Consider the following 11,800-nt stretch of genomic DNA (forward strand, 5'->3'; position numbering starts at 1 on the left):
CGGCGATCTCTTCGAGCGGCCGCTGGGTGGCAGACAGGCCAATCCGTTGTGGTGGCTTGTCAGTGATCAGCTCAAGCCGTTCGAGTGTGAGCGCAAGATGGGCGCCGCGCTTGGTCGTGGCCATCGCGTGGATCTCGTCGACAATCACCGTTTCCACGCCGACGAGCGTCTCGCGGGCCGCCGACGTACACATCAGGTAGAGCGACTCGGGGGTGGTGATGAGCAGGTCGGGCGGCCGACGAATCAGCTTCTGTCGATCGCTTGATGGCGTGTCGCCCGTGCGCATCCCGACTTCAGGGGCAGTGAAGCCCTCACCCAAGCGTTCAGCGGCGAACTCGATGCCCTTCAACGGAGCACGTAAGTTCTTTTCAATGTCGAACGCCAACGCACGCAGCGGTGAGATGTACAGCACCCGGGTGCGGTGCGATCGCTCATCGGGTCGCGGCGTGTTCGTCAACCGATCGATCGACGAAAGGAACGACGCAAGCGTCTTGCCAGAGCCAGTCGGGGCGCAGATCAGCGTGTGTTCGCCCGCCGTAATGTGCGGCCAGCCCTGAATCTGTGGAGCCGTCGGCGCCGGAAACGAGCTCGCGAACCAATCTCGGACTGCCGGCGAAAACGCCTGGAGGGCCTCATGATCTGCGATACGGCGAGACTATCCACCGGCTGTCACAGCCCATCCGAGTTCAGGGCCCGAGTTCAGAGCCCGAGTTCAGAGCCCGAGTTCAGGGCCCGAGTTCGCCCGTCACGACTCGATGGTGATCGCACCGTTCGAGAGGCGACATGTCCTGGTCAGGCGAACTCGTTCGAGGAGCGACCGGTCGTGGGTGACGAGGAGGACCGTGCCGGAAAAGGTGTCGAGGGCCTGTTCGAGCTGCTCGATCGCTTCGATATCGAGGTGGTTGGTCGGTTCGTCCAACACCAACAGGTTGGCGCCGGTGGCCATGAGTAGGGCGAGCGACGCACGAGTTCGTTCCCCCGGCGACAGCGATTCGACGGGGCGGTTGACGTGCTCGGCGCCGAGACCGAACTTCGCGAGCAGCGTGCGGGTGTCCGCGACCGTCTCCGCCGAGGCAGTGCCCGCAGCGGCGTCCATGAAGGCTCGAACAAGTGTGGCGTCGCCAAGCAGGTGCGAGCGGGCCTGCTCGATTTCACCGACCTGCACGCTGCGGCCGAGGTGCACTGAACCCACCGACGGTTCGAGCCGTCCGAGGAGCAGGTTGATCAGCGTTGTCTTGCCGGCTCCGTTCGCGCCGACGAGCGCGATCCGATCGCCGTAGGCAATCGACAGATCGATCGGGCCGAGCAGAAAGTCGCCACGTTCAACAACGGCACCGCGAGCTTCGGCGACGACGTCACCGCTTCGTTCAGCGGTCGGGATCGTGAGCTGTAATTGCCACTGCTCGTGTGGTTCTTCGACCGAGTCGAGCCGAGAGATTGCCTTCTCGGTGCGCGCTGCCTTGCCGGCGAGTTGCTCGGTCTGATTCATCTTGAAGCTCTTGATGAACTTGTCGGTCTCTCCCGACTTGCGGACCTTCGACTGCCCCTGCGACGCCCATTCGCGCTCGCGCTGCGCTCGGTTCAACAAGTTCTGTCGCTTGCCGTCGAACTCGTCGTATGCATCTTGCGCGTGCTGCTTGGCCAATTCACGCTCGGCAATAAACGCTTGCCATCCACCGGCAAACCACGACGCCTGGTGTGTGTGATGGTCGATCTCGACGACGTCAGTAACGGTCCGTTCGAGGAAGGTGCGGTCGTGGCTGACCACCATGAGCGGCGCAACCAGGCCGAGCACCCACTCTTCAAGCCGAGCAAGGCCGTCGATGTCGAGGTCATTGGTCGGTTCGTCGAGCAGCACGATGTCGAAGCGCGAGAGCAGCAAGGAGGCAAGCGACGACCGGGCCGCTTCGCCTCCCGACAGCGTGGCGGTCGGTTGCTCGAGGAGTCGTTCGTCGAGGCCGAGCGACGCCCAGGTTTCGCCCACGCGGGCCTCGAAGTCGGCCGCTCCCAGCGCCAGCCAGCGGTCGAGTGCATCGGCGTACGCATCGTCAGCGCCGGCTACTCCCTCGGCGAGGCCCTGGGTCGTGACGTCGAGGGTTGTCTGTGCCTCGGTGACCCCCGTTCGACGGCCGAGGAACTCACGGACCGTCTCGCTGGTTGAACGCTCGGGTTCTTGTGGGAGCAACCCGACGTTGGAAGTGCGCGGCATCCGTTCAACTCGGCCGTCATCGATCTCGATCCGCCCGGCAAGCGCTGCCAACAATGTCGACTTACCCACACCATTGGGGCCAATCAGCCCGACGCGGTCGCCAGGCGAGAGCGTCAGGTCGATCTGGTCGAGGACGATCAGGGGACCGCGCAAGAGAGTCAGGGAGCGGGTGACGAGCGAAGCAGCCATGAGGGCGCCTTTCAGGAGAGCGAACGGACGATGGGTTCAGCTCTGGTCGGTCACGTTGTCGACTCTACACAGCGGCCAGACACAAGCGCGCTCCGGTCATGAACCCGGTCATGAACCAATTTTTCGGTCGTTCGGGCCGGGGAGTTGCGGCGCGCAGCGTGATTCGACACACTCGGATCCGCTCATGTCGACCGTCATCCTCCGCCCGTGGCAGCGCGCCGCGTTCGATCTCTTCCGTGCCACGACGGGGCCCGACTACCTGGCGGTCGCCACGCCGGGCGCTGGAAAGACAACGTTTGCCCTTGCCTGCGCCCGAGCGTCATTGGCTGATGAGAACCGCCCGCTGATCGTCGTCGCACCGACGAGCCACCTGAAAGTGCAGTGGTCACGAGCTGCGCATCGGATGGGCCTCCAGCTCGATCCGGACTGGTCACCGGGCGACGGCCTCGCTCGCGACATGCACGGCCTCGTCACCACCTACCAGCAACTCGCGATCGGCGCGGCCGCGAAGAAGTTGGCAGGGCTCTCGGCCGGAGCGTTCGTGATCCTCGACGAGATCCACCACGCCGGCCACGAGAAGGCGTGGGGCGAGGGTGTCCGAAAGTCATTCGGTCACGCGCACAAGCGGCTCTCGCTGTCGGGCACGCCGTTCCGGAGCGACGCTGCACCAATCCCGTTCGTCCGGTACGACAACACCGCCGAGGGAGAACTTGCTCACGCCGACTACACGTACGGCTACGCCGACGCGCTCCGCGACGGCGGCGTTGTCCGGCCGGTTTATTTCCCGCGCGTCGATGGCGAGATGGAGTGGACGTCGCCATCCGGCGACACCGTGTCAGCAAACTTCCAAGACGAGTTGACCAAGGACCAGTCGTCGATGCGCTTGCGCACGGCACTCAGCCTTGAGGGCGAGTGGATGCCGGCCGTGCTCAAAAAGGCGAACGACCAGCTCCGGGTCATCCGCTCTGAGCAACGCGACGCTGGTGGGCTGGTGATCGCGACCGACCAAGAGCATGCGCAACACATCGCCATTCTGCTGCGCGACCGCTTCGGCGTTCCGGCCGACGTCGTGGTCAGCGATGACCCGGGTGCGTCGAAAAAGATCGCCGAGTTCAGCGAGAACGATCGCCCCTGGCTGGTGTCGGTCCGGATGGTCTCCGAAGGCGTCGACATCCCGCGATTGCGCGTGGGAGTGTTCGCCACTACGACGTCGACCGAGCTGTTTTTCCGCCAGGCGGTCGGCCGTTTCGTGCGCTGGCAGGCTGGGCGAGCAAGCCAGAAGGCGTACGTCTACATCCCGGACGACCCGCGCCTCCGCGCCCACGCATTTACCATCGCTGAGGCCCGCCGCCACGTGCTCCGCCCGCCGGGCAAAGGCGATGATGACGACTTCCAACCTGACGGTGGTTTGGAGAACCAGGTTCACGGGGACGACATGGAGCAAATGTCGTTGTTCTCCGTGGTTGCCTCGACAGTCACCGCCATCACGATGCACACGGTCGGCGAAGACGGCAAGCATCTCGATGGGATCGACTTCGAGCTGAACTTTTCCCCCGCAGACCTCGGCATGGTGGCGTACGACGACGAGCCCGACCCGCCGGACCCATTCTTTGCAGACGACCCAACACTCGGGCTCGATCTGCCGGAAATCCCCACAGCCGCCGGCCTGATTCCTCACGGGTCGATGAGCGTCGCTGAGATCAAGGACGACCTCCGGACTCGCAATGCGCACGTCGCCAAACGGCTCGTCGACATCACCGGGTGGAACCATGCACGGGTGCAGGGCGAAATGAACAATCTTGCGGGCGTCACCCGCGTGGCCAGCGCCACCAACGATCAACTCGCCCGCCGCCTCCGATACGCCGAGAGCTGGCTGCGACGGATCCAGCGCTGAACCAACGTGACTGACGTCGACACGCTGATCATCAACCAGTGAGCTCGTTAAGACGGGCACCCGAGACCTCGGTACACTCAGAGTCATGCCCAGTCCTGGAGAACATCATCCGGCGTTTGAGGAGTACTGCGAGTGCATCTTCGAGCTGCAGGAAGACGACCTCGACGTCATTCAAGCGCGCATTGCCGAACGCTTACAGGTCAGCCGCCCGGCGGTCAGCGAAATGATGAAGCGGCTCGAAGCCGAGGGCCTGATCACCGCTGACAAAGCAATCGTGCTCACGACTGCGGGTATGCGTCTCGCCGAACAGGTGGTCCGTCGTCACCGTCTGGCCGAGCGATTCCTGACCGACGTCTTAAAGTTGTCGTGGGCCGAAGCGCACCACGAAGCCGGCCGCTGGGAGCACATCATCAGCGACTCGGTCGAAGTGGCGATGACCGAACTTCTCGGCGATCCCACCACCTGCCCGCACGGCAATCCAATCCCAGGCTCCGCCTACGAAGCTGCACCCGACTCGGGGCCGCTCTCCGAGATCGAAGTTGGCAATGGGTTCACGGTGCGTCGCATCACCGAAGAGCTTGAATTCGAACCGGGCCTGCTGGAATTCCTCGAAGCATCCGCCATCCAGCCCGGCAACACGGGCATCGTCACTGCAGCATCGCCCGACGGCACACTGACTGTCGAGATCGATGGTCGCCACATCGGCCTTGGTGCGTTCGCCAGCGAACGGATTCTGGTCACCGCGTGAACCAACTGGTTGTTGCCGCCCTCGGCGGCGCATTGATGTTGAGCGCGTGCGCCACCACGGTGAACGATCCCGAACCTGCCGCTGGCGGCCCCACCACGGTCGACGTCACGAACGTACCCGTTGGAGCCGAACCAGCACTGGAAAGCGGCGAGCCGATCGAAGGTGGCGTCATCGTCGACGCCAACACGCCCGAGACCACGGTCGCACTCACCGGCTCAGCCAGCGACCTGCTGCCCGAGATGGCGATTGAGATGAGTCGCCTCAGCGAACTCGTCGTGCAGAGCGAAGGCGACGACGAGGCACTCGAGACCATCGTGCAAATCTGGGATCGCATTCGCCCCGAGATCGCTGCCGATCGGCCCGAACTCGTCAATGGGATCGGCACCACCGTCGACATGGCACGCACTGCCGTCGAGCGGACCCGGCCAGCAGACGCCGACAAAGCATTCAAATTGCTGACCGACCTCGTCGACCAGTTCACTGGCGACGATTAAACGTCACGTTTTGGTCTGACCTGGGTGTGACGCTCCCAGCCAATCCCTGATCGCTCGTTTGCGTTTCGTTGACGACTGGGCGATGACTCGAAGATCGACGAGGCGTTGCAGCGTCGCCGCTGCGAACGCGTCAGCGATCGCTACTGAATCGAGCGGTTCACCCGCATCGCTGTTGCTCACAACGACCTTCGCGACATAATCGAGGTGTCGCCGAGACACAGGCTCGCCAGTGGCTGCAGCACTGTCGCGTGCGCTGCGGGTCAGTTCGTTGATCGTGCGCGTGCTCGGCGTCCGAGTGCCGAGCCGCCGCCATGCTTCGGCCAGCTGTTCATAGATTCTGACCCACTGCTCAGTTCTGAGCACCGGGAAGGTTCGGTCAGCTCGACGCAGTTCGTCCGCCTCACGCGGCGCTTCGACCTCGGGTGCTGCCGTTGCTGACTCGGTGTCAGGCACAGCCTCGGGCTCTGGCGGTGGAAGCAGGTACACCTGCCGGCCGGTGCTGAGTTCAGCAGCGGGCAGCGCCAGTCGAAGAAACCGTTTGAAGCTGCGGTGGCCGAACCAGTCGTCGCTGACCTCGGCGCCGAATTCTTTCTGCAGTTCCCAAGCAAGGCTCGACAGTTCCGTCGGACGGTCGAGCGTGTGCCACCGGTCGGCGAGTAGCTCAGCAGCGTCGGCCTCGATCGCGGACAGGTCACGCTCGTCAACGTGGCTCTCGTCCGGGTGATCGTCGGCTCCATCGACAGCTGCCTCGTCGATTCGGTCGAGTTCGCTCCGCAGGTCTTCGGCAATGTCATCGAGCGTGGCCAAGAGGTCAGCCATCCGTTTCGACAGGATCTCGACGAGCGGCGGCAACTCTCCGGCCTTGCTGTAGGAGTCTTCGTGAGTCAACTCACCCCAACTGTCTTGGAGCAGCGTCCTCACCTGTAATTCACAGGTCACCGACGTGGATTCGCGCAGCAGCCTGAGGTTGACGTGCCAACCGCGGTAGCCCGACTCCTTCGGCGACTCGACGTAATCCCGTTCGGACGACTCGTCGATTGACAGCGGCCGCTTGGCGCTCGGCTGTTTCGGCAATCCGTCGAGCGCGACCTGCACCATGTCGAGGTCGCGGAGGTTGGTGCATGTGACCCGCAGGCCAACAAGGTCGTCGATCACCGCCGGGATGTCGTCGACCGAGTTGATTTGGTCTCGGTATCTCGGTTGGCGGAGCTTGCGCCAGGTGCGCCGCTTCGACTTGACCCGGCCACCGATACTGCGCAGACGTGCTACGTCTCGATCGGTGAGCTGCTCGACCAGTTGATGTTCGAGCGATTCCATTGCGACCACGAGCGTCGGCTCGAGCACCTCGAAACGGTACGCGTCATACCACGCGCCGAACTCTCCGTATCCGAATCCCGTCATACCCACGGGACCGACCCTAGTGCTGAGCGGCGATGGCGTCGGGGAGGTCGGCAGCATGCACGACAGTGAGTCGCTGTGTACTGCGGGTGAGCGCGACGTACAGAGCACGGAGGCCATGCTCAATACTGTCGACAATGCCTGCCGGTTCGACGACAACCACGCCGTCGAGTTCCAGACCCTTGACGACGCTGACCGGCACGAGCGTAACGCCCGCTTCGAGGCCGGTTCGGGTGGCGGTGCCGTGATCGATTCCGGCCGCAGTGAGCGCTTCGGACAGTTCCTCAATCATCCCATCAGGCGCAACGACGCCGACACTGGCGCCCGGAATCGCGTCGGCCATGGCCTGCACTTCGGTCGCCACGGTCTTGGCGAGCAGGTCGGCCGACGAGGCCCGAACAATGCTCGGCGGCACGTCGCCGAGCCTGACCGAATCGGGGGCCCGGAGCGACGGAGTAGCGACCGCCATGACCCGGTTAGCAAGTTCCATGATCTGGCCGGGGATGCGATAACCGACCGACAGTCCAATGACCCGTGCGGGCCTGCGATCGGGCAGGTACCGCAGGATGTCGTCCCACTCGTCAGGGGCGAGCGGGCCAGTGGCCTGCGCAAGGTCGCCGACGATCGTCATGGCGCCGTTCAGCGACCGTCGAGTCGCCATTTTCAACTGCATCGGCGTGAGGTCTTGCACCTCGTCGATCACGATGTGGCCATAGGTCCGGATTTCGTCGAGCACGTCGACCTTGCCGCCTTTGCCAGGCTTCGGTCCGAGTACATCGCGAACGTCGTCGAGCATCGCCACGTCGGCCGCAGTCCATCGAACGTCATCGACTGACGCCGAACGACGGCGGTACAACGAGAGCGCTTCGGCCTCGGTCATCACGCCGCGGGAAGCCAGTTTGAGGAGTCCACGCGAACCGAACAGGTCGTGCAGCAACTGCGCCGGCGACAGGATCGGCCACATCCTGTCGAGCGCCCGACGAGCTTCTTCAGTGCCGCGTAGCGCGTCTTTTACGTCACGCGCGCCGATCTCGGGGTCACGGTACGAATCGGCGAGCGCCATCCAGAACTCGCCCTCGACGGCACGGCGACCGGCGTTGTGGCGCTTGAACCGACGACGTGCGTTCTTGACAATCCGTGCTGTTTCACTGGCCCTGATTCGGACGTAACCGGCCCGGAACGGCATCTCGAGATCGTCACGCAACGCTCGTTTCCGATCGGCAATCGCATTGTCGATGAGATCACTCATGCGATCTTCGCCCTTGAGCTTGATGGCCTCGCGGCTGTCACCCGGCTCGTCGGCTCGTCGAAACTCGACGCCCGGGATGAGGTCGGCCAACACCGCTTGCTTGACTCCGGCCTCGCCGAGCGACGGCAAGACGCGTTCGATGTAGCGCAGGAACACGCGGTTCGGCCCGATCACCAGAACGCCCTGGTCTTCAAGCGGGAATCGGTGCGTGTACAGGAGGTACGCCGCACGGTGCAGCGCAACGACCGTCTTACCGGTGCCGGGGCCACCCTGCACGACGAGCACGCCGTGCTGCGGTGAGCGGATGATCTCGTCTTGCTCGCCCTGGATAGTGGCGACGATGTCGCCGAGTGTTCCCGTGCGACCCTTTTCGAGCGCAGCGAGCAGCGTCGAGTGACCTCGAAGGCCTGTGTCACTGGCGCGCACGACGCCACTGCCCTCGGTATCGGCCAGACCATCGTCGTGGCCGAGGCCGAGGCGCCCCTCACCGAAGAGTTCGTCCTCGATGCCCAGCAGTTTCTTGCTCTCGACTATGAAGTGCCGACGCCGAGCAAGACCCATCTGGTCGCGTCCGGTCGCCCGGTAGAAGGGCTCGGAGACCGGTGCACGCCAGTCAACGACGACCGGTTCACGGTCCTCGTCAGCGATCGCAAGACGGCCGATATGGAACGCCTCGGTCTGACCGGGGGAATCGGAGTAGCGATCGATCCGCCCGAACACAAGCGAAGCAGTACCGAGTTCGAGTTCTTCGAGGCGCCGGACGAGTTGCGCGTCGAATGCGTTGCGTTCGAAGCGCGCCTGGAAGGTTCCGCCCATGCTCGCCTCGTTGAGGGTGCGGATACGGAATGCCGCCTTGCGGCTGGTTTCGAGACAGTCGTAGGCGTGCTCGATGTACGCCTGCTCGTCAGCGATGTCAGGATGCTGGTGCGTCATAATTGGTCCGCAAATGCTACCGAAGTATCTGGGCGAAGGCGACTCTGGCAGCTGTGCCGTCCGGCCCGATATCCTCGCCAATACATGAATGAAAAGGCACCTTTCTTGGCCGCTGCCAATGGCGAACAGGCCCGGCACACACCGGTGTGGTTCATGCGCCAGGCTGGGCGTTCGCTTCCCGAGTACCACGAGGTGCGTGGTGAGGGGTCAATTCTGCATGCGATCAAGCAGCCCGAGTTGTCGGCTGAAATCACATTGCAGCCGGTGACCCGCTACGGCGTCGACGCTGCCGTGCTCTACAGCGACATCGTGGTCCCGCCACATGCCGTCGGTTTCGGCATCGACGTCCAACCCGGCCTCGGGCCAGTAGCCGATCAGCCATTCCGCAGTCGCGCCGACCTCGACCGGCTCCGCCCGCTCGACTACGACGACATCAGCTACGTGATCGACACGGTCGACCTGCTGGTCAAAGAACTCCCAAGCGACGTTCCGTTGCTGGCATTCGCCGGTGCGCCGTTCACCGTTGGCAGCTATCTCATCGAAGGTCGCCCATCGAAGGACTACCGCTACACCAAGGCAATGATGCACACCGACCCGGTGTTGTTCGGTGACGTGATGGAGCGGCTCGCGACGAGCGCGATCACCTTCATCGACGCACAACTCGAACATGGCGCACGTGCTTTCCAGCTGTTCGACTCGTGGGCCGGCTCACTCAGTAAGGCCGACTACGAGCACTTCGTGCTCCCCCACTCCCAGCGTGTCTTCACCGAACTGATCGAGCGCCACCCCGACGTCGCCGGCATCCACTTCGGAATCGGTTGCGATCATCTCCTCGAGTCGATGAACACCGTCGGCAACCAGGTCCTCGGCCTCGACTGGCGCACCACGATCACCGACGCACGGGCCCGCCTGGGCGACGATCTCGTTGTGCAAGGCAACCTCGACCCGTCGCTCGTGTTGGCCGGAGCTGATGCTGCGCTGCCCGGTGCCGAGGCAGTACTCGCAGACAACGCCGGCCACCCCGGCCACATTTTCAATCTCGGCCACGGTGTCCACAAGGACTCCGACCCCGGCGTCCTGCAGGCCGTCGTCGACCTCGTCCACGAGCGCACCGCCCGCTAAAGAGTTACGCATGGGGTCAGGCCCCTTTCGCAACTCTCTCGCTCATCGCGCTCTCAGCGCAAGCTGATCTCGCGGTCACACTGTGCCTGACACAGTGTGACCGTCAGTCGCGCAGGATTGGCCGAGTCAGGCAGGTGGGGCCGCCTTCGCAGGGGATGCACAGTTCGTCGGCGATGAACGTCTGCACTTCGCATCCGGCGTCGCGCATCAACTGCAACGTGCCCGGGAAGCCGTCGACGGCGATCACGTGGCGCGGTGCCACGGCAAGCACGTTCAAGTTCAGCCCGAGGCTCGCGTCGAACTCGGCAGCAGGCGCTTCCAGCAGTGTGTAACCCATCTCGATCATCCGCTGGTACAGCGCTGTCGGCAACAACGGCGTGTGCACCAGGGCCAGATCGCTGTCGAGTGAGCTGACAACCGACATGAGGTGGAGGCATGCCTCGGGGCCGAGATGATACGGCAGGTCATAGACCTCGAGCGTGACGCCGACCGGGCCCAAGAGGTCGGCCATCTGCTCGATGCCTGACTGGTTCGTGCGGAAACCGCGGCCCACGGCAAGCGTCGTGTTGTCGAGCCAAAAACTGTCGCCGCCCTCGAACGTCCCAGGCTCCTCGATACGACCGAGCACCGGTATTCCAATCGATGCATAGAACCGCTCGTGCAAGTCGGCCTCGCCGGCGCGCAGCAGCTTGCCAGGTCGCAGGATCACCGCTCCACCGGGAACAACGAACGACGGATCGTAGGTGAAGACAGAGTCGGCCAGGTCGTCGTCGATCTCGGGCAGCCACTCGATCTGTACACCGCTGTCGGCCACGAGTCGAGCGAACACCTCGTACTGCTCAACGAGCGCATCGGGGTTGATCGGCTTCGTGTAGTGCCAGCGTTCGTGATCTGCGACGAGGATCGCCCTTGGGTGCCTCATCGCGACGCGGCGCAGCGTGCTCGACGACGACGACACGCCGACGGTTGTTGCCGGGTCGTTCATGTCATTCATGTCATTCATTGCCTTGTACCCGTTCAATCTCGTTGGCGTCGCCGATCAGTAACCCCTGTGCGTTGTTACCGGTGACTGCGGTGCAGAATTCGCCGTGCAGATTGGCGATGGTCATGTCATGCACGAGTTGTGCATCATGGTCGGTGCCATCGAGGCCAACCCGATTCGTCGTTGCACAGCCGTCGTGGATGAGGTACGTGTCAAAACCGAGGTTGCCTGCCATCCGCGTGGTGGTCTCGACACAAAAGTTTGTGAAGAAGCCGACGATGACCAGTCGGTTGATTCCCCGGCGTCGCAGATCAACTTCGAGCGAGGTGCCGATGAATCCACTGTTGACGTCTTTCTCGACGACGATTTCGCCGTCACGAATCTCGAACCCTGGCTTTTGATCTCCGGTGGGCAGGGAGAACTTCAGCGGGGAAGCTTCCTCGCGCGAGTCGTGCCGGGTCCAGGCAACCTGGCGTCCGGCGGTGCGCCACGCATCGAGCAAGCCCAGCATCACCTGCTCGGCCTCCGGGTTGTTACGGCGACCAGTTGGCCCGCCCCAGTGGTCAAGCACGTCGACACCGA

Annotated in this window: 10 protein-coding genes; 4 read left to right on the forward strand and 6 right to left on the reverse strand. The window is 63.7% G+C overall.

What is annotated here, in order from left to right; translation table 11 throughout:
* On the reverse strand, positions 1-646 hold a 646-nt coding region (locus ACH2EI_RS04995), incomplete at its 3' end, for a DEAD/DEAH box helicase (RefSeq protein ID WP_395159322.1).
* A gap of 99 nt (positions 647-745) precedes the next feature.
* The gene (locus ACH2EI_RS05000; RefSeq protein ID WP_395155363.1) at positions 746-2,398 is read right to left on the reverse strand and encodes an ABC-F family ATP-binding cassette domain-containing protein; all 1,653 of its coding nucleotides are present in this window, start codon (positions 2,396-2,398) and stop codon (positions 746-748) included.
* A gap of 184 nt (positions 2,399-2,582) precedes the next feature.
* Here ACH2EI_RS05000 and ACH2EI_RS05005 point away from each other — a divergent pair, with 184 nt between their 5' ends.
* The 3 genes from ACH2EI_RS05005 (at position 2,583) to ACH2EI_RS05015 (ending at position 5,534) form a co-directional block, all read left to right on the forward strand.
* Entirely contained in the window at positions 2,583-4,292 is a 1,710-nt protein-coding gene (locus ACH2EI_RS05005; protein WP_395155364.1) for a DEAD/DEAH box helicase, read from the forward strand.
* Positions 4,293-4,377: 85 nt separating this feature from the next.
* Complete coding sequence (locus ACH2EI_RS05010) at positions 4,378-5,040, forward strand: metal-dependent transcriptional regulator (RefSeq protein WP_395155365.1); 663 nt, start codon at positions 4,378-4,380, stop codon at positions 5,038-5,040.
* A complete protein-coding gene (locus ACH2EI_RS05015; RefSeq protein ID WP_395155366.1) occupies positions 5,037-5,534 on the forward strand; it encodes a hypothetical protein in 498 nt (165 codons plus the stop codon). The genes ACH2EI_RS05010 and ACH2EI_RS05015 overlap by 4 nt, the downstream gene beginning before the upstream one ends.
* Positions 5,535-5,537: 3 nt before the next feature.
* Here ACH2EI_RS05015 and ACH2EI_RS05020 read toward each other — a convergent pair whose 3' ends face one another.
* Together ACH2EI_RS05020 and ACH2EI_RS05025 are read right to left on the reverse strand one after the other, a co-directional pair.
* Complete coding sequence (locus tag ACH2EI_RS05020) at positions 5,538-6,935, reverse strand: GTP pyrophosphokinase family protein (protein WP_395155372.1); 1,398 nt, start codon at positions 6,933-6,935, stop codon at positions 5,538-5,540.
* A 16-nt stretch (positions 6,936-6,951) separates the two neighbouring features.
* Entirely contained in the window at positions 6,952-9,114 is a 2,163-nt protein-coding gene (locus ACH2EI_RS05025) for a HelD family protein (RefSeq protein ID WP_395155367.1), read from the reverse strand.
* 84 nt (positions 9,115-9,198) lie between these two features.
* On the opposite strand from ACH2EI_RS05025, the gene hemE reads away from it, so the two are divergent.
* The gene (gene hemE, locus ACH2EI_RS05030; RefSeq protein ID WP_395155368.1) at positions 9,199-10,236 is read left to right on the forward strand and encodes a uroporphyrinogen decarboxylase; all 1,038 of its coding nucleotides are present in this window, start codon (positions 9,199-9,201) and stop codon (positions 10,234-10,236) included.
* Between the two features lie 103 nt (positions 10,237-10,339).
* Here hemE and ACH2EI_RS05035 read toward each other — a convergent pair whose 3' ends face one another.
* Both ACH2EI_RS05035 and ACH2EI_RS05040 read right to left on the reverse strand, forming a co-directional pair.
* Positions 10,340-11,230 carry a dimethylarginine dimethylaminohydrolase family protein gene (locus ACH2EI_RS05035; RefSeq protein ID WP_395155369.1) on the reverse strand — a complete coding sequence of 297 codons (891 nt, stop codon included), beginning with the start codon at positions 11,228-11,230 and terminating at the stop codon, positions 10,340-10,342.
* 1 nt (position 11,231) lies between these two features.
* Positions 11,232-11,800 (reverse strand): isochorismatase family protein (locus ACH2EI_RS05040; protein ID WP_395159320.1); only part of this gene is annotated, 569 nt, incomplete at its 5' end.

Origin of the sequence: Ilumatobacter sp., from assembly GCF_041688325.1 — a bacterium.
GTDB lineage: Bacteria > Actinomycetota > Acidimicrobiia > Acidimicrobiales > Ilumatobacteraceae > Ilumatobacter_A.